This window comes from Corynebacterium sp. HMSC06D04 (assembly GCF_001807315.1).
In the GTDB taxonomy this organism is placed as follows: Bacteria; Actinomycetota; Actinomycetes; order Mycobacteriales; family Mycobacteriaceae; genus Corynebacterium; species Corynebacterium simulans.
On sequence record NZ_KV788534.1, the window covers coordinates 18,077 to 35,126 of the forward strand.

15 protein-coding genes and 1 other RNA gene are annotated in these 17,050 nt (G+C 60.3%); 5 read left to right on the forward strand and 11 right to left on the reverse strand.

Features of this window, described 5'->3' with window-relative positions:
- Positions 1–5: 5 nt before the first annotated feature.
- The 5 genes from HMPREF3155_RS04060 to HMPREF3155_RS04080 all read right to left on the reverse strand — a co-directional run bounded on the left by HMPREF3155_RS04060 (position 6) and on the right by HMPREF3155_RS04080 (position 5,644).
- A complete protein-coding gene (locus HMPREF3155_RS04060) occupies positions 6–224 on the reverse strand; it encodes a hypothetical protein (protein ID WP_070432644.1) in 219 nt (72 codons plus the stop codon).
- A 116-nt stretch (positions 225–340) separates the two neighbouring features.
- Positions 341–766, reverse strand: coding sequence for a hypothetical protein (locus tag HMPREF3155_RS04065; protein ID WP_061923745.1), 426 nt, complete (start codon positions 764–766; stop codon positions 341–343).
- 33 nt (positions 767–799) lie between these two features.
- The gene (locus HMPREF3155_RS04070; protein ID WP_061923747.1) at positions 800–1,159 is read right to left on the reverse strand and encodes a hypothetical protein; all 360 of its coding nucleotides are present in this window, start codon (positions 1,157–1,159) and stop codon (positions 800–802) included.
- Between the two features lie 59 nt (positions 1,160–1,218).
- The gene (locus HMPREF3155_RS04075; RefSeq protein WP_061923750.1) at positions 1,219–4,290 is read right to left on the reverse strand and encodes a bifunctional [glutamine synthetase] adenylyltransferase/[glutamine synthetase]-adenylyl-L-tyrosine phosphorylase; all 3,072 of its coding nucleotides are present in this window, start codon (positions 4,288–4,290) and stop codon (positions 1,219–1,221) included.
- A gap of 22 nt (positions 4,291–4,312) precedes the next feature.
- The gene (locus HMPREF3155_RS04080) at positions 4,313–5,644 is read right to left on the reverse strand and encodes a glutamine synthetase family protein (protein WP_061923753.1); all 1,332 of its coding nucleotides are present in this window, start codon (positions 5,642–5,644) and stop codon (positions 4,313–4,315) included.
- Between the two features lie 181 nt (positions 5,645–5,825).
- Between HMPREF3155_RS04080 and HMPREF3155_RS04085 the strand changes: the two genes are divergently transcribed.
- On the forward strand, positions 5,826–6,911 hold the full coding sequence (locus HMPREF3155_RS04085; RefSeq protein WP_061923755.1) for a DUF2786 domain-containing protein: 1,086 nt from the start codon (positions 5,826–5,828) through the stop codon (positions 6,909–6,911).
- A gap of 96 nt (positions 6,912–7,007) precedes the next feature.
- A complete protein-coding gene (locus HMPREF3155_RS04090) occupies positions 7,008–8,774 on the forward strand; it encodes a CYTH and CHAD domain-containing protein (protein WP_062038109.1) in 1,767 nt (588 codons plus the stop codon).
- Between the two features lie 9 nt (positions 8,775–8,783).
- Here the strand turns inward: HMPREF3155_RS04090 and HMPREF3155_RS04095 are convergent, their stop codons facing one another.
- Entirely contained in the window at positions 8,784–8,969 is a 186-nt protein-coding gene (locus HMPREF3155_RS04095; RefSeq protein ID WP_061923761.1) for a hypothetical protein, read from the reverse strand.
- A gap of 199 nt (positions 8,970–9,168) precedes the next feature.
- Here HMPREF3155_RS04095 and HMPREF3155_RS04100 point away from each other — a divergent pair, with 199 nt between their 5' ends.
- Positions 9,169–10,437, forward strand: a complete 1,269-nt coding sequence (locus tag HMPREF3155_RS04100) for a galactokinase family protein (protein WP_062038106.1) — start codon at positions 9,169–9,171, stop codon at positions 10,435–10,437.
- A 23-nt stretch (positions 10,438–10,460) separates the two neighbouring features.
- Here the strand turns inward: HMPREF3155_RS04100 and HMPREF3155_RS04105 are convergent, their stop codons facing one another.
- From HMPREF3155_RS04105 to HMPREF3155_RS04125, 5 genes are all read right to left on the reverse strand, one after another.
- Positions 10,461–11,864, reverse strand: coding sequence for a ribonuclease catalytic domain-containing protein (locus HMPREF3155_RS04105; protein ID WP_070432645.1), 1,404 nt, complete (start codon positions 11,862–11,864; stop codon positions 10,461–10,463).
- 27 nt (positions 11,865–11,891) lie between these two features.
- An RNA gene (gene rnpB, locus HMPREF3155_RS04110) (RNase P RNA component class A) lies at positions 11,892–12,333 on the reverse strand.
- Between the two features lie 15 nt (positions 12,334–12,348).
- A complete protein-coding gene (locus HMPREF3155_RS04115; protein ID WP_062038100.1) occupies positions 12,349–13,527 on the reverse strand; it encodes a bifunctional RNase H/acid phosphatase in 1,179 nt (392 codons plus the stop codon).
- Positions 13,527–14,240 (reverse strand): zinc ribbon domain-containing protein, encoded by a 714-nt coding sequence (locus HMPREF3155_RS04120; protein WP_062038097.1) that lies wholly within the window; start codon positions 14,238–14,240, stop codon positions 13,527–13,529. The genes HMPREF3155_RS04115 and HMPREF3155_RS04120 overlap by 1 nt, the downstream gene beginning before the upstream one ends.
- 34 nt (positions 14,241–14,274) lie before the next feature.
- On the reverse strand, positions 14,275–15,105 hold the full coding sequence (locus HMPREF3155_RS04125; protein WP_062038094.1) for a Nif3-like dinuclear metal center hexameric protein: 831 nt from the start codon (positions 15,103–15,105) through the stop codon (positions 14,275–14,277).
- 115 nt (positions 15,106–15,220) lie between these two features.
- On the opposite strand from HMPREF3155_RS04125, the gene HMPREF3155_RS04130 reads away from it, so the two are divergent.
- Both HMPREF3155_RS04130 and HMPREF3155_RS04135 read left to right on the forward strand, forming a co-directional pair.
- The gene (locus tag HMPREF3155_RS04130) at positions 15,221–15,709 is read left to right on the forward strand and encodes a low molecular weight protein-tyrosine-phosphatase (RefSeq protein WP_062038091.1); all 489 of its coding nucleotides are present in this window, start codon (positions 15,221–15,223) and stop codon (positions 15,707–15,709) included.
- Positions 15,710–15,718: 9 nt separating this feature from the next.
- Positions 15,719–16,708 carry an SURF1 family cytochrome oxidase biogenesis protein gene (locus HMPREF3155_RS04135; RefSeq protein WP_070432646.1) on the forward strand — a complete coding sequence of 330 codons (990 nt, stop codon included), beginning with the start codon at positions 15,719–15,721 and terminating at the stop codon, positions 16,706–16,708.
- Positions 16,709–17,050 lie beyond the last annotated feature (342 nt).

A 17,050-nucleotide genomic window follows, 5' to 3' on the forward strand; every position in this document is an offset into this window, starting at 1 on the left:
GCCCACTATAGGCCGGGATGGAAGCTACGCAACGCTTCCCCGAGTTCCTGGCCGGGCTCCTTCAACGGGCTTTGCGAAACTTCATCAGAGTTAATGGGAATTTCCGCACTGGATTCTATCGGCATGGCATTGACCGCATAGGAAACGCCGAGTCCGCCAGTGACCGGAATTGCTACGGCCAATGAAACGCCGATCGCGGTGCCAAGTTTCTCGCGCCAGTTCATGTTCCTCCTCCACACGCAATGCGTTATGCATTCGTTATATTTACGAGGATTACATTAAGTCTGGCACCTGCCAGATGCTTCGCGTGAGCCTGCACGGCACCTGTGTGTTCCTGTGATTACTGCGCTGGGGAACTTTCCGCGACGATGGTATCGACGGCCGGGTTGACCAGGCCCAGATCAAAGGCCTTGAGGATAACGGCGGCCTCCTCATCATTGAGGACGCCTTGCTCGATTGCTTTGCGCAAAACCTGGATCATGGTTCCGCGGGACTCGGAGCGATTCGCGGATTCGAGCATGTCGCGCGGCATCGACTCGGGGGGAATGCCAAGCGCTTCAGCCAGCGAGTACATGCGCTCTTCATCGATATTCGACGGCGCTGCCGAATTGTCATTTTGCAGCACACCGCCACCGATGGCCTCTGCCACGGTCTGCGCACCAGCCGGTGGATTATCTCGAGTGGTGGCAAACACGCCAATGCCCAGTGCGAGGATAGCCAACACGGCCACAATCGCCCACACGGCGACGATCTTATTGCGGTACACAGTTTTGAAGTCTAATCCTGGCTAAGAGCGGTTCTAAATACTTGGGCCGAAGTTACCAAATGAGCTGCCGCCACGTGGTGGGTCGAGACGCTCAGAAAGAATATCGATGACAGAGCGAAGTGCATTATCGCCCAAGGTGCGCTCCCACGCGCTGCGCGGCTGCTGGGAATGACGCGGAGCCTGCGGCTGCGTTGGTTGTGTGGTGGCTGGTTCATCTGCCGGGGCGTGAATATTTTCTTCTGGCCTCGGCTTCGTGATGCTTACGCGAAGCTGCGCGTCTTCCAGCTCTAGCGCGTCGCTGCCTGTGGCCCCGGCTGCCCGAGCGGCGGCTAGGAAGGCCTCCAAGTCAGCCAAGGTGGCGGTGGTGATATCAAGCGACAAATTCAAAGACATGGCTTTCTCAATTCTTTAAGCTCAATGCTGGGACAGTTTTCATTCTCTGCCTTCCCAGCCTAGGCATTTTCGTGCTCGAAGGTCTCCGCCTCACCCCAGAAGACCTCGTCGACCACCTTGCGGGCATGCCGCGTGGTCTTGAGATAGGTATCCAGGAATTCCTGGTTGTCCTCCGGTGCCCAGCCGGCAGCACCGGCCACCTGGGCCAACTGTGGTCCCGGCGTCGGCAGCTGATCCACGCGCTTGCCGCGCACGAGCACCAAGGCATTGCGGGCGTCGGTTGCCAGCAGCCAGGCATCCCGCAGCACCTGAACCTTCTCCGGCGGAATCAGCTCGTGTTTTTCCACCGCGTCCAGCACGCGCAACGTCGAAGGATCGTGGAGGTCCGGGTAATCATGGGCATGCATCATGGTCAAAAGCTGTACGGTCCACTCGATGTCGGACAACCCGCCGCGCCCCAGCTTGGTATGGGTGTTGCGATCAGCACCGCGCGGCAGACGCTCGTTATCCACGCGAGCTTTCATACGACGAATCGCGCGCAAGGTCTTTTCGCTAACGCCATCATCGGGATAGCGGAAACCATCGACCATAGCTAGGAACTTCTCCCCCACGCTGCGATCGCCAGCGACGAAGGCCGCACGCAGCAGCGCCTGCATCTCCCAGGCCTCGCCCCACTCGCGGTAATAACGCTCATAAGAGGCAATCGTGCGCACTACGGCACCGGAACGGCCTTCTGGGCGCAGCCCCAGGTCAACGTCGAGCGGCGGATCGCCGGAAGGTTTAGAAAGCCGACGCCGCAGCTTATCGACGATCCCGATTGCCCACTTGACCGCTTCCGTCTCGTCTGTACCCTCGCTAGGTTCGGCCACCACGATGACGTCGGCGTCAGAGCCAAAGCCCAGCTCCATTCCGCCCAGGCGCCCCATACCGATGACGGCGATGCGTGCGGGCGGTTCCTCTTGCGCGGCGTCGCCAAGCCAAGCACGAATCTCCGCGCGCAGCGCTGCCTCCAGCACGGCATCCCAAATCGTGGATAGTTCGTAACACACCTGCTGCACTGACATAAATCCGAGCAAGTCCGCCGCGGCAATGCGCGCTAATTCCACGCGGCGCAAGCTACGGGCCACCGCCACCGCCTTGTCGGGGTCTGCATGACGCTTGGTGGAATTAACCAACGCCTTCGATACCTGCTCGGGCTTGGTTTCCAGCAGCTTCGGGCCCGAAGCGCCGTCGGAGAGCTGCTTGACGACGTCGGGAGCGCTAATGATGAGGTCCGAAGCAAAGGGCGAGGTGCCCAAGATGCTCATTAGACGCTGCCCCACGATGCCTTCGTCGCGCAGCATGCGCAGGAACCATTGCCGGTCATACGCGGCCTCAGAGAGCTTGCGATAGTTAAGCAGGCCCATATCTGGGTCTGCGGTCGAGGAAAGCCAACCCATGAGCGTAGGCAGCAAGATGGCTTGAATCCTAGCTTTTCGCGACGTGCCCGCAGCCAAGGAGGTCAGGTGCTCAAAGGCGCGGTCGGGATAGACATAGCCAAGTGCTGCCAGCTGCAGCTTTGCCGCCTCCGGAGAAAGCTTGAGCTCGTCGGCGGACATGGAGACCACCGAATTAAGCAGCGGCCGGTAGAACAGGCGGGAGTGGAGATCCTGAATTCGCAAGCGCGTGGTCTTCAGGTACTGGTCCAAGCGCTCGGCGGCGGACTTATTGCCCTGCGGGGTGAACCCGGAGATGATGGCAAGCCATTTAAGGGCCTGCTTATCATCGGCGGGAGGCAAGACGTGAGTGCGGCGGAAGCGCTCAAGCTGCAGACGGTGTTCTAGCAAGCGGAGAAACTCATAGGCCTCGATCAACTGCGTGCCATCTTCACGCCCCACGTATCCAGCGCTGACCAGGGCGGTGAGCGCATCCACCGTAGAAAGAACGCGCAGGGTCTCATCGGAGCGGCCGTGCACCAGCTGAAGCAGCTGCACCGCAAACTCGACGTCGCGCAGCCCGCCCTCTCCCAGTTTCAGCTCGCGTTGCCGCAACTCTTTTGGCACATTATCCAGCACGCGGCGGCGCATGGCTTGGACATCTTCCACAAACGAATCACGCTGGGATGCGGTCCACACCATAGGACCGATCTGGGCCAGGTAATCCTCGCCGAGCGGCAAGTAGCCGGTCTGTGGACGTGCTTTGAGCTGAGCCTGAAACTCCCAAGTCTCTGCCCACCGCTTGTAATAAGCAACGTGGGATTCCAAGGTGCGCACCAGCGCGCCGGACTTTCCCTCGGGGCGCAGGTTGGCATCGACTTCGAAGAAGGAGGCCGAGCCGATTCGATTAAACTCGGAGGCCACCCGCGTAATCTTCGGCGTAACGACGTCGGATAAGAAGATGACATCGACGTCGGAAATGTAATTCAGCTCGCCAGCTCCGCACTTGCCCATCGCCATGACTGCCAGTTTCGCGTCGACGGGGTCGTCGCCGTAGACGTTGCGGATGGCGACGGCGAGCGCGGCAGTAAGGGCGGCGTCGGCAAGCGCAGTCAAAAGCCGCGTGACAACCTGGAACTCCAAGCGCGGCTGCGGCGCAGACTGCCCCTTGCGGGAGAAAAACGTACCCGCAAGATCATGAGCGGCGATGCGCATCATGAGCGTGCGATAGGTGGACTTAAGCACCGCCTTGTGGTCCCCTGCGGCGGCTCGGTAGGTGCCGGCCGTGTTCAAATCCGGCGTGGCTGTATCGGGGCGTTCCTCTTGCGCGTCCTCGGTAAAATCCGCAGGTTGAGCGCCCACTGCGCCAAGAATCTCCTGCAGCATCTCAGTTGGCGTGGGCAAGGGCTTGGCCAGCTCCCGCCACAGCTCGGGATTAGCAGCCAAGTGATCACCAAATGCTGTCGACGCCCCGAGCAAAGCTAAGGTGCGCACGCGCAATTCCTCGCTGCTACGCAGCTGCCCATCGAGCTCGGGAACAGCCTCATACATGCGGATTAGCGTGTTCAGCGCAAGGTCCGGATCACCCGAAGCTGCGAGCGTCCACAAAAGCTCTAGCGACTCGGGATTATCCCAGCCCAGTTGTTCAAGATCTTTAGCTGCCGTCGCTCGAGTAAGGCCTAGGGTGGCCGGCGAGGGAACTGCAATAGGGCGCATCAAAATCCTTTAAAGTGCCTAACTAGTAGTTGAGGTTGAGCTCAAAGCTGGTGATTTGCTGCTGATAGGAGTGCCATTCATCCCACTTGGCACGCAAGAAATACTCGAAGACATGCTCGCCTAGGACTTCCGCCATAAACTCCGACTTTTCAAACTCACGCAGGGCCTGGTCCAAGCTGACGGGCAGGTCGCGGTAGCCCATAGCGCGGCGCTCGCGGCGAGTGAGCTGATGGACATCGTCCTCTGCGGGATCGCCCAACTCGTAGCCTTCCTTGATGCCACGCAGGCCTGCTGCCAGCAAGACGGCATAACCCAAGTATGGGTTCATCGCAGAATCCAGCGAACGGATCTCCACGCGACGCGACTCCGCCTTGCCCAGACGGTAGGTAGGCACGCGGACGAGCGCAGAACGATTCGAAACGCCCCAGGTTGCTGAGCCCGGCGCCTCGTTGCCGAACATCAAGCGCTTATAGGAATTGGTCCATTGGTTGGTCACAGCAGTCAACTCAACGGAGTGCTCCAAAATGCCCGCAATGAACTGCTTGGCGGTTTGGGACAAGGAAAATTCATCGTCGGGATCGTGGAAAGCATTGTGCTCTCCTTCAAACAGGCTCAAGTGGGTGTGCATGCCAGAACCTGGCAAGTGTTCAAAAGGCTTCGGCATGAACGTGGCCTGGACTTTTTGGTCAGCAGCCACCTGTTTTATGACGTGGCGGAAGGTCATGATGTTATCGGCCATGGTCATCACGTCGGCATGGCGCAGATCGATTTCCTGCTGGCCCGGCGCGGTCTCATGGTGGCTAAATTCCGTGGCAATACTCAAGGCCTCTAGCGCCGACATGGAGCGACGGCGGAAGCTCGGCGCGCGGTCATGGGTGGCTTGGTCGAAGTAACCGCCATTGTCCGTCGCGATGAGATTTGTATTATCCGGCGATTGCTCCAGCAGGTAGAACTCGATTTCTGGTGCAGCCATGCAGGTAAAGCCCTCGTTGGCACTTTCGGTGACCTGGCGGCGCAGGATATGGCGCGGATCCACCATGGAAGGCTGGCCGTCTGGTTGGGCAATATCGCAGAACATGCGCGCCGAAGCAATCTCCGGCTCATCCTGGTCGAAAGGCATGATCTGAAAGGTCGAAGGATCCGGCAGGGCGAGAGTATCCGACTCGGAGATGCGGGAAAAGCCTTCGATAGATGAACCGTCGAAACCCACGCCCTCCTCGAATGCCGATTCCAGCTCGGAGGGGCTCATGACAACGGACTTGAGTGCGCCCAAGATGTCGGTGAACCACAGGCGGATGAAGCGAATATCGCGTTCTTCGACTGTGCGGAGGACGAATTCATGTTGGCTGTTCATGCTCTAAACCTTACCTGCGATACACGCGTAAATTGCGCACTCTATTAGACACTACTTTGGGCGGCGTTTGACCATTTCAGCAAAGTATCTCGGGGGCAAAAGGTGGGGGCGATGCGAGGAAGGGATGTCTGGGCGACATGCTTTGCTGAACACACATTCGAACACAGCCGAAAGGAAGACCATGTACCAAGACACTGACCACTCCCACCGCGCTCTCCACAACGAAGCTCTCATCAACGCTGTCTGGGCCGCCGAGAAAGGCTGGGCACCGGCCGATATCCTCCACGTTCTAGGTCCTAAGGTCCATCCCCTGCTCTATCGCGCCGCACCACGCGTCCCGGCGCGCATTTCTTCGCCGGTACTGCGCAAGCAATGGCTGCAATTAGCGCCACCACGTTCGGGCTCGCTGATTCTCCCGGAGGAAACACTTCGCAAGCTAAGCCTGGAGCTGTTACGACTGCCTAAGCTGCGTGATACTGAGCTTTTGGTCGCGGCCGCGAAGGACCGCCAAGCGGATATTGATCCGAAGCAAGCGAAGATTCGCGAGAAGATAAACAACCTCCTGCGCAAGGCGGAATCCACTCCCTTTGAGAATGAAGCGAATGCGCTCATTGCCAAGGCGCAGTCCCTGCAACAGCGCTACCGTGTGGAAGATGTGTTTGCTGGGCACGCTCCAGATTTCCTTGCTCGGCGCGTGCATATCCACGCCCCGTATGTAAAGCACCAAGCGAGTTTGCTGGGCGTTGTGGCCTATCACAATGGTTGCGCCTCAATCCTCGCGCACGAAAAGGGCATCGCCTGCGTTGTTGGCACGGCGGAAGATTCCGCGCATGTGGCCCAGCTCTTCGATTCCTTGAGCCGCCAATGCGACTGGTACATGCGCTCCGGAGACGGTGCGGCCCAGGCGCGCAGCCGCGGCGAGACCGCCGCCTACCGCCGTAGTTTCTGGTTGTCCTATGCCGCCCGCATCTCGGAGTTGCTCGATGAAGCTAACTTCACCGGAATGTCTGAAGCAGCAGATGCCCGTACGGCAGAAACCGGCAATGAGGCCGATGGCCGCAGCCTTGCCCGGCAGGCAATCCCGGCGCTGTATGAGCGCCAGGTTGGTTCCGAGGAAGCCCGCAACCGCTTGTTCCCTCACCTTTCCGCAATGACGCTTTCTGCCAGTAGTTGGGCCGGGGTACACGATGGTGCAAGTGCGGCTGAAAAATCGCATCTTGCAGGCGATTCCATAGGCTCAAGCAGCCAGCGGCAGATCGCCAGTTAACGTCTGGAAAGCCTGCCCCATTAACCTACGCTGACGGGTAGGCTTTCGTTTAGTAACTCTTCTTTCCTTAAATACGTATTGATTAAAGGTGTGTGCATGTCTACGAAGACTTTCCTCGAAGTCGAAGCAAAGTTCGCAGTCGCCGAATCCATCCAATTGCCTGAGCTCACCCGGCTCGCTGGCGTGGACCACATCGCTGAAACCCACCACCACGCACTTTCTGCCATCTACTACGACACCGAAGACCTGCGTCTGACCCATGCAAAGATCACGTTGCGTCGTCGTACGGGCGGAAATGATGATGGCTGGCACATTAAGATTCCGGGCAGCCAAGGCCGAACGGAGATTCATGCCGAGCTCGGCGAGCCAGTAGATGGCCGTTACGAGGTCCCAGCAGAGCTTCTCCACGAGGTTCGCTCCGTTATCCGCAATCACCCGCTTGCCCCCATCGCCCAGGTTGATAACAACCGTACTGAGATGGTTCTTGCTAACGCCGAGGGAAAACCGGTTGCTGAATTCTGCGATGACCACGTCACCGCTTTCTCCTTCCTGCAAGGAGGCGGTCAGCATACCTGGCGTGAGTGGGAAGTGGAGCTCGCCGGCGACCTACCAGGCACCAATGAAGGAAGCCGCTTCATCCGCGAAGCCACGTCCCTCCTCATCGGCGCCGGCGCACGCGTTTCCTCCTCCCCGTCCAAGCTGAAGTCCGCTTTGGGCGATTCCATCCGCAACGCGCCCCTTCCTCCAGCACTGCAGACTTCGAGCGTGGAACCGGATTCCGCTGCCGCCGCGGTGGTCAGTGCGCTGAAGGCGAACCGTGACAAGCTCGTCGACTACGACCCCCGCGTCCGTCGCAACGAATGGGATTCTGTCCACCAGATGCGCGTGGCTACCCGCGAGCTGCGCAGCCACATTCAAACCTTCCACGGCATTGTCGTTGGCCCGGAAATCGAGCGCATCGAATCTGAGCTAAAGCTTCTCGCCGGCATCCTAGGCGTAGCACGCGACGCTGAGGTTGTTGAAGAACGCTGGCAGAGCTTGCTTGCCTCCGAAGATTCCGACACATTGGACGAGGCAACGCGCGAGCACATCTCACGCGACATGGGCACCGCATACCGCCGCGCTCACCGCCACGTGGTTGCCGCACTCGATTCGGAGCGCTACTTGGAGCTGCTGGATTCGCTTGATGAGCTACTAGCCAACCCACCAGTAGCACAGGACTCCGAGGAAGCGCCTGCAGATGATGCCGAAGAGACCGAAGACGCCGCAGTAGTTTCCACCGTTACCCCAGCCGCAGAAGCCGCGGACGCTGCTGAGGCCTCGGTTTCGGAAGAGACCGCCCAAGAAGCGGAGGCTACGGACACCGCGCCGAAGAAAAAGAAGGACGCTGCCGCCAAGAAGCAGGAAGCTCCGTCCATGGACCAGGTCATGGCGATGCACCTCAACGAGGCGTACAAGAAGCTGGTCAAGCGTCATGAGAAGGCAATCAAGAACTGGGATAACCCAGAACTATCGCTGCACGAGCGTGAGGATTACTTCCACGACATGCGCAAGGCCGCTAAGAAGCTGCGTTATGCAGCAGAGGCTGCCGGTTCTGCGACGAACCTAAAGACCAAGGGCCTGTACAAGGCTTGCAAGCAGATGCAGTCGGTCTTGGGTGATTTCCAGGACTCCGTCACTTCCCGTGACAAGCTCCTAGAGCTGGCCAACACCGCTCGCCGCCGCGGTGAAGACACTTTTGGTTACGGTCTGCTTTACCAGCGTGAACGCAATATTGGCCTCGATGCACTCGACGATTATGCCGAATCCTTCAAGGCCATCAAGTCCGCGTTCAAGCCGCTGAGCAAGAAGCTCAAGAAATAAGATCGAGTCTTAAGCGTCATCTTCCGCGTCGTAAGCATCAGCGGCTTCGTTGCGAGCCTTCGCAATCTCGATAGCGTGCTCTGCTTCCTCGCGGGTGGCGTACGGGCCCATGCGGTTATCCCAACCGCTTTCAGCGCCCTGGGTTACCTTGCCGGTGGCGGTGTCGTAGTACCACTGCTCGTCTGGGTTGCTCATAAAAGGCTCCTTTTCTTAACTAGCCCTTCTGCTGTTACTGTCCGCACCCCATGTTGCGGGTAGCGGTGGTCGGCGGCCACACTAGGGCGTTTAAGGGGTGCCACCACTTTACAGGCACATCCCAATAGGCGTCTGGCGCGTAAACGCTAGACTATGAAAGTCCAAAGTCCCCAAGCAGCACCAAGGAGTTCCTCGCACCATGCCGATGTGGTCCACGCCTTCTTCCCCCGCAGCGGAGCGAATCCACGCTGCCCACCTCGAACTAGTAGGCACGGAACCGGCACACTGCGCTAGTGCGCCCGCGACTTTCTCGCTCATTGGCGATCACATTGACCACTTTGGTGGCGTCGCCATAATGGGCTTGGCGCAGATGCGTGTTGCCGCAGCGGTTAGCCCACGTACCGACGGCACCATTGCGGTTCACCTTGTTCCGCACGAGGGCGAGACCATCAACGACGCCATCAGTTTCACCGAACTGGCATCCCGTGCCGCAGAGCAGCTGCCGTCAATAGATTCTGAGGGCCAGCCCATCATCCCGTCGGCTCCGGTCGGTGGCTTCGCAGCCCGTTGGGGCGGCATCGCACACACCATGATTAACCGCCAGCTGCTTTCTCGTGAAACCGCCGGCATGGACATTACGGTGGTTAGCGATATTCCTTTCGCAGCCGGTCTTGGTGCGCTTGCCGCGGGAGATGTCGCTGTAGCGTTAGCGTTGCTCGGCGATGCCGAAGAGCTTCACTCCGCTCCCCTGCGCGCACGCATCGCCGATGTCTGCTCCCAGTCGGTCGGCACCTTCGGCGAATACCCCGCCCTGCGTGCCCGCCACACTGCCGCGCTCCGAGGCGTGGGCGAGACAGTAACAATCGTGGACTACGCGGATGGCTCCGTCACCCAGGCGCCCCACCCAGTTACCCGCGAGATTGCTGCGTTTGCTGTTACCGTCCCCGGCGATTTCGATGCCACACCAGGCATCGCCGCGATTCGCCAGCGTGAGCGTTTCATCGATGATGCCTGCCATGCTTTCGGCGCTGAGTCGTTGCGGCTTTTGCCCGACGCATCCCAGCGCGTGCTGGATTGGCTGAAGGCAGTTCACAAGGTACATGGCTCGGCCAACCAGCCCACCTTGGCCGAAGCCGCCGAGTGGTTGGTGTTCTATTCGGAAGAAACCGAGCGCGCCCAAGAGCTCGCCCGCGCCCTGCGTTCGCGCCGCGGCACCGATCTCTTCCCGCTGCTTAACCAGTCGCAGCAAGCACTAACCACGGTTTATGGCCTGCACTCCGCGGAAAAGATTGCCGAGCTAGCCACGGTGCGCGGCGCACGCTCTGCGCGTTCAGCACACGCTGGTACTTCCCAGTCCGTCATCGCTTTCGTGCCTGCGGCCAAGGCCGATAACTTCGCAGCGGACCTCGCCGAGGACGGACTGCTGGTGGTTCCACTGCTCGACGGCGAGCAAGCTAATACCTTCTAGCCACAGCAGCGAACTAACCACAACTAGTCAGCAGGCCACGCAAAAAGCACGTCGCGCTCTGCCACGTCAGCTTTGACCAGAGAGAAGTTAGACTCACTGCCCGTATCTGGGTGCCCGACAGCCTCCGCAAATACCGGAGGTTGCGTCACAAAGATGCGGGCTTTCTCACGCGTTGGCCCACCCTGGACCACGATCGCTTCAAAGTTCGTTCCCACCCATGGCTCGAGAACGGTTGCCTCTGTCAGGTTCAGACAGGCTTTATCCACTTGGGAGGCCAGCTGCGAGGTCGTGGCCATCGTGCGAGTTAAGTCCCCGGCGCGCGAACTAATCCATTCCGGCACAGATTCGCCGTGTGCGAGCGCGAGGCAAACCTCCGTGGCGAATCGATCCGCCAACCGCCGCAGCGGCGCAGTCACATGCGCGTAGTAGCCGCCGATGCCCGCGTGTACCTCCGCGGGCGATTCCTCCAGCCAGACGTAACCGGCACCGCGCAGCAGGCGCTGCGCTTCCCGCATTGCGGCCATGCCCCGCGGCGAATCCGCATCGAGCGTTTGCAGGAACTGAGTAATCGAGACGTCGTCAAGCGAATAGCCCAAGGCCGCAACCTCAGTGCGGAACTCCTCCTCAGCTTCCACCGTGGCCGCAGGCAGCGTGCGTAGCAACCCCACGCCGTGCTTTTCCATCAGCTGCCCCGCGCACATCCCGGTCAGCAGGGAAATCTCCGAATTATAGTCCATGACCTCGTACCGTGGCTCAATGACCAGTTCATAGCGGTGTTGGCAATCTTCCTCGAATTCCTCGACGCTCTGGGAAGGAAGCCGCAGATTAATTGCTTCCCGGCGCAGCGAGGAAGCCTGCCGCAGCTTTCCTACTTGCGGCAACAAGGCAATCGAGGAATGCATGCTGCCCGCCGCCAGATCCGCATGCACGCTTTCATAGTCCAGCCGCGCCCTCGAGCGCACCAATGCCCGCTCCAAGGTAAAGTCCAGGACCTCGCCCGCCCCATCGAGGTCGATGGTCCACAACACGGCCGGGCGGTCCACGCCCTCCAGCAAGGAGGCCTTGTCCTCCGACAACACCGCGGGATGCAAACGCGCTGGTTCATCGGGCAGATAGATGGTCTGCCCGCGGCGGAAGGTCTCCTCCTCCAGGGCGCTGCCGGGCTCGATAAAAGCCGCGACGTCGGCAATAGCGTAATACACCCGGTAGCCCTCCACGCGCGCCTCAATGCACACGGCTTGGTCCAAGTCTTTGGAGCCCAATGGGTCGATGGTAACCAGCGGGATTTCACGCGCATCGCGGCGCGAGGTGACGAAACGATCCTGCGCGGCCGCGGCCGCCGCACACAGTTCCTCACTAAAATCGGTGGGCACACCGAATTCAGCGGCGACGGAGCGGAAATCTAATGGGGCGGCATAGAGCTTCATGCCGCCCCATTGTTCCAGAAAAATGGGCGAATGAGTCGGCCTATAAGCCGGATTCTGTCTTCCCACACGCATCAAGCGTGCGGCGGTGAACATCCATCTAGACCAACCGTTGCCAGTTGGTTCAAGCAGCTACCTTCAGGCTAAAGCGAGCAGCCTTCGAACGCCTGATCAAGCCCGCAAAAAATGCCGGCCATGATGCCTTGCTCCCAGTGGGGTTTACCCAGCCACCGCCATCACTGACGGTGCTGGTGAGCTCTTAACTCACCGTTTCACCCTTACCTCACGGATCTTCGTACGACGAGGCGTAGCGAAGTCGTTCGGCGGTCTACTTTCTGTTGCACTTGCCCGCGGGTCGCCCCGGGTTGCCGTTAGCAACCACTGTGCTCTGTGGAGTCCGGACTTTCCTCGTCCCCCGCCTTACCCCTCATGGAGGTTGGTTCGGAAAGGACGCGTTCACCCGGTCGGCTCATTCGCGCGTTACAGTCTAGCCCAGTGACTGCAAATGGCCCACATCGTTGAAACCGCGCAGCATCGAGCCGCCGTCCCAGAATTCCGCAATGCTTATCGACGCCAAGTCCAAAAAGAGGCGATTAAAAGTCACCGGACCTGCGTCCAAGCTCTGCCTGATAAAGGACTTGATCGGATTGACATGCGAGACCACCACGACGGTCTTGCCCGCATACTTTTCCTGCAACTCCTGGCGGGTCTTGCGCACGCGGCGGTGAACCTGCTGCAAGGACTCGCCGCCGGGGCAGGCCACGGAGGCATCCTCTAACCACTGGCCGTGCAGCTCGCCATCGGCAGCGTGAGCCTCGGCGAAGGTCTTGCCTTCCCACAGCCCAAAGTCGACCTCGATTAAGCCCTCTACGGTTTCCACCTCAAGAGCATCTTTATCAGCTCCGGCCGGGCGCACGCTGCGCGCAATCGCCTGTGCGGTCTGCTGGCAGCGCTTGAGCGGTGAGCAGACGATGGCATCGACTGGCGTATCGGCCAGCGCCTGGGCAGCTGCGAGTGCCTGCTTGCGGCCGAACTCGGTCAGCTCTGGATCGGCATGGCCTGAGTACTGCTTGGCCACCGACATCGCGGTTTGTCCGTGGCGAACCAGGATGAAACGCGTGACCGGGCCTTGCTCGGCCATCCAATCGCTGGGCTGGCTCGCAGCGGCCGGCTCTCCCAGTTCCACACTGGCGGTCTCCTGCACCGCAGGAGCCTGATCCGCCTGCTCAGTATCGCCGACAAAACCCACCGGCTCGCCCGCGGCGGCGGCATCCATCGCCACGTTCGACAACGCATCCGCGACCTTGTTCTTGGCACGCGGCACCCAGCTCAGGTTGAACGTGCCGATTTGGTCGATGAGTTTGCGTGCCTCCAACGCTAGGGCCTGCATGTCTGGGTGCTTGATCTTCCAGCGCCCGTTCATCTGCTCGACCACGAGCTTAGAGTCCATGAAGAAATCAACTTCGTCGGCGCCTAGCTCCACCGCGGCCTCGAGCCCACGCAGCAAGCCGTGGTACTCGGCCACGTTATTGGTGGACTTCGTACCTACTACATATGCGATTTCGCGCAGCAGCTGCTGGCGGTCGGCGGAATAGACAGCGGTGCCGGAACCCGCGATTCCCGGGTTGCCGCGGGAACCGCCATCGGCATAAATAACCAGCTTCATTAGGCCGGGCGCACCAGGTAGGAGCCGCAATCGCCGCACTGCGGCAGGACCTCGGCGGGGGCGTTACGCACCGCATTCTGCTCTGCCGGCGGCAGCACGATGAAGCAGCCACCACATGCGCGACCCTTGAAGGCCGCCGCACCGACACCGTTTTCGTGGCGCACGGAATCGTAGCTTTCCAGGACGTCGGCAGGCAGCTGCTCGCGCAGCTCCGCAATGCGGACTACCGGATCCGGGCGGTTATCCACTGCTTCCTGCGCCGCCTCCGCAGCACGCGCAAGCTTTTCCAACTTGCGCTGGGACTCATCCACACGCGCACCGTGCACGTCGCGGTTCGAGCGCAGCGCATGAATCTCGTTGTGAGCTTCCTGCAGCTCGCTCATCAAATCCGCGATGCGAGACTTTGCCGCATACAAGTCATGCTCCAAGTCTTTACGACGCTCCGGGTCAACCTCGGCGCCCAACTGAGCCTTATCGTCGCGCTCGCGCTGGCGCAGCTTGCGCTCATCGGCCTGGATACGCAGGATTTCCATCTCCATGTCGTCAACGGCGAGCTGGGCGGAACCGGCGGCGTCGACAAGCCGCTTGTGCTCAAGCTGCGCCTTTTCGTACTCCTGCTGCTCCGGAATGGTCTTTTCTCCCGTAACACCCTGGGAACGCTCGAGGTTGGCAAGTTCCAGCAGGACAGACTGCAGTTGCTTCGACAGTTTCATTTAGTTCTCCTTATGGCAGGTCTTCCCGAGGCGATTATTTTCCGTGGACGGACAATGTCCACGGGTCGGTGCGCAGCTCGATGATTTCAGTATCCACCTTGTAAGCCTTTTCCACGATATCGCGCGCCTGCGTAGTCCATGGAAATTCGCTGGCCCAGTGGGCAGTATCAACCACGGCAGGTCCGCCTGCACGCAGGTGCTCGTCCACGGGGTGGTGGCGCAGATCCGAGGTCACATACACATCCACGCCCAGCTCACGAGCGGCATCCAGGAAGGAATCACCGGAGCCACTCGAGACCGCCACGCGCTTGACGACGCCATCTGGGTCACCCGCCGCGCGAATTCCCCAGGCCGTCTCCGGAAGCGCGTTTGCGACCTGCTGCGTAAATTCGCGCAGAGTCATTGGCTCGGGCAGCTCGCCGATGCGCCCGAGGCCGAGGCTGGTCTCGCTGACCTCGGCGTCGGAAAGCGCGTGCGGGATAATCGGGCGTCCCGGCTCGATGCCCACCAGCTCAGCGAGCTTATCGTTAACGCCAGGGCGGGCCTTATCCGCATTAGTGTGTGCTGCGAACAAGGCGACGCCGCCCTTGAGCAAGGTATGGATGACCTTGCCCTTTGGCGTATCCGCTGCCACGGAAGTCACCCCGCGCAGGAGCAAAGGGTGGTGCACAACTAGCATCTGCGCGCCCATCTCCACTGCCTTTTCTGCAACCTGCTGGGTGCAGTCGAGGGCGAAGGCCACCTTTCCCACCTCGTCTTCCGGATCACCGCAGATAAGGCCCACGGCATCCCACTTTTCGGCCAGGTGCGGCGGGTAGGCTTCCTCGAGGACGCGGCGAATATCGCCAACGGTTGTCTGCGCCATGACTTAAGGCTCCTTAATGCATTATTCGCTATGTTTTCGCTCTCTGCGCGCTGCTGCACTATCCTAGCTTTCGTTCAGAAATCGCTCTATTTGCTTATAAGAGGTCTAAACCCCCATGACTTCTGAGGACAACCCCTCCGCATTGCACCTCGTGTTCGTCTGCACGGGCAATATTTGCCGCTCCCCCATGGCGGAAATCATCGTTCGCGATGCCATGGAGACCGACATGCTAGATCTCGTCGCCCGTACCTCTTCCTGCGGATTGGGCGGCTGGCATGTGGGCCAGGGCGCGGACCCGCGCGCCATCGCGGAGCTGCGCAGCGGCGGCCACGACGGCGCAACCCACCGCGCGGCGAAACTCGGCCCTGAGCACATGGATGCGGATCTTTTTATCGCGATGGATTCCGGCCACCGCGACGCCCTCATCGAGCGAGGTATCGACCCGGAGCGCGTTCGTTTGATGCGCAGCTTCGACCCGAATGCCGAGGAGCTCGACGTGGAGGATCCTTACTACGGCACGGAGGAGGACTTCGCGCGAACGCGCAAGGAAATCGAAGCAGCCGTGCCTGGCCTGCTGGATTGGATTCGCGAGCAGCGGGTCTAGGATAAGGGCATGTTAAAGACGTTCCTCAAGCCGGGATGGGTTCTGCTGCTCATCTTCGTGGTGACCTTTTCCTACTTTGCTTTCACGGTGCTAGCGCCCTGGCAGCTAGGCAAAGATGACCGAATTGTGGAACGTAATCACCTAATCGCCCAGGCTTATGAGGCGGACCCACGCCCGCTTTCTGAGGTCGTTGATTCTGAGGGTGCCATCGCAGATGATGAATGGTCCCGCGCTACCCTCCACGGACGCTACTTGGCTGATGAGGAAGTGCTACTGCGCCTGCGTCCGGTTTCTTCGGGTGCGGTATACCAGTCATTGGTACCCTTCCGCACGGACTCTGGCCTGACCATGCTGGTCAACCGCGGCTGGATTGCCGCTGGTGAGGGAAACACCGTGCCCTCGATTCCTAAGGCTCCTGCCGGAGAGACCACAATTGTCGGAATGATTCGCGCGGACGAGCCGAAGCACGCCTCTGCGCCGATTGATCAAGAAGGCTACGAGCAGGTCTACTCAATTCACACCGAAGAGGTGGCCTCGCTTACCGATACAAAGTTGGGCCACGACTACATCCAGCTCTCGCCTGAGCAACCCGGTGAGCTGACCGCCTTGGAGGTCCCGCAGCTCGACCGCGGTAACCACTTGTCTTATGGCTACCAGTGGATTGCCTTCGGCATCATGGCGCCGCTGGGCTTGGGCTACTTCGTGTGGTCCGAAATCCGCGAACGCCGCCGGGCCCTCGAGGAAGAAGCGGCATTACGGGCTGCCACCAGCGCAGAGGGCGCTTCTGCCCCCACTGCAGGCCCTGGCTCTGCTGCAGACTCTGCCCCCACTGCAAGCCCTTCCACGGATTCCGTAAAGGAAACCACGGAGCCCGCGGCCGCCGCGGAATCCACCCCGCGTGCAGACACGACGCCTTCGCGTCGCAGCCGTTCCCGCTACGGCGACTCCAAGCCGGATTTTTATGAAAAGATCCGCGAACGCGGCCAGGAACGCTTCTAAGCCGCCGACCTCACCATTTACGGCGGCTTAGCGCCCTTTGCATCCAAATGGTGAGGTCGCCCCGCAACTCTTGTTCCTCAAAGCAACCAGTGTGACGTGAGTAGCCTGGATATACCCATCCCTCCTCACCATTTGCGGGCTTCCGCCCAGACAGCCGCTCCGCCCAAGCCGTCGCCCCACTGCGCGAGCGCGGCTACACGCAGGTCTACTCCCTGCGCGGCGGCATCAACGCATGGCTAGAGCAGAATACCGCGTAGGCAGCCCATATTAAGGAAACTGAAGACAGTCCACGGCGTGTGTACCTCTGCGTGTATTTAGCGTGCCTGAATCACCAGGTTTCTG

Excerpts from the sequence above, each read along its gene's own strand:
- HMPREF3155_RS04125 (WP_062038094.1), bottom strand. The coding sequence starts at position 15,105 with ATGGCGCAGACAACCGTTGGCGATATTCGCCGCGTCCTCGAGGAAGCC.
- HMPREF3155_RS04070 (WP_061923747.1), bottom strand. The coding sequence starts at position 1,159 with ATGTCTTTGAATTTGTCGCTTGATATCACCACCGCCACCTTGGCTGAC.
- HMPREF3155_RS04060 (WP_070432644.1), bottom strand. The coding sequence starts at position 224 with ATGAACTGGCGCGAGAAACTTGGCACCGCGATCGGCGTTTCATTGGCC.
- HMPREF3155_RS04105 (WP_070432645.1), bottom strand. The coding sequence starts at position 11,864 with ATGAAGCTCTATGCCGCCCCATTAGATTTCCGCTCCGTCGCCGCTGAA.
- HMPREF3155_RS04075 (WP_061923750.1), bottom strand. The coding sequence starts at position 4,290 with ATGCGCCCTATTGCAGTTCCCTCGCCGGCCACCCTAGGCCTTACTCGA.
- HMPREF3155_RS04120 (WP_062038097.1), bottom strand. The coding sequence starts at position 14,240 with ATGAAACTGTCGAAGCAACTGCAGTCTGTCCTGCTGGAACTTGCCAAC.
- HMPREF3155_RS04080 (WP_061923753.1), bottom strand. The coding sequence starts at position 5,644 with ATGAACAGCCAACATGAATTCGTCCTCCGCACAGTCGAAGAACGCGAT.
- HMPREF3155_RS04090 (WP_062038109.1), top strand. The coding sequence starts at position 7,008 with ATGTCTACGAAGACTTTCCTCGAAGTCGAAGCAAAGTTCGCAGTCGCC.
- HMPREF3155_RS04115 (WP_062038100.1), bottom strand. The coding sequence starts at position 13,527 with ATGAAGCTGGTTATTTATGCCGATGGCGGTTCCCGCGGCAACCCGGGA.
- HMPREF3155_RS04130 (WP_062038091.1), top strand. The coding sequence starts at position 15,221 with ATGACTTCTGAGGACAACCCCTCCGCATTGCACCTCGTGTTCGTCTGC.
- HMPREF3155_RS04085 (WP_061923755.1), top strand. The coding sequence starts at position 5,826 with ATGTACCAAGACACTGACCACTCCCACCGCGCTCTCCACAACGAAGCT.
- HMPREF3155_RS04135 (WP_070432646.1), top strand. The coding sequence starts at position 15,719 with ATGTTAAAGACGTTCCTCAAGCCGGGATGGGTTCTGCTGCTCATCTTC.
- HMPREF3155_RS04100 (WP_062038106.1), top strand. The coding sequence starts at position 9,169 with ATGCCGATGTGGTCCACGCCTTCTTCCCCCGCAGCGGAGCGAATCCAC.
- HMPREF3155_RS04095 (WP_061923761.1), bottom strand. The coding sequence starts at position 8,969 with ATGAGCAACCCAGACGAGCAGTGGTACTACGACACCGCCACCGGCAAG.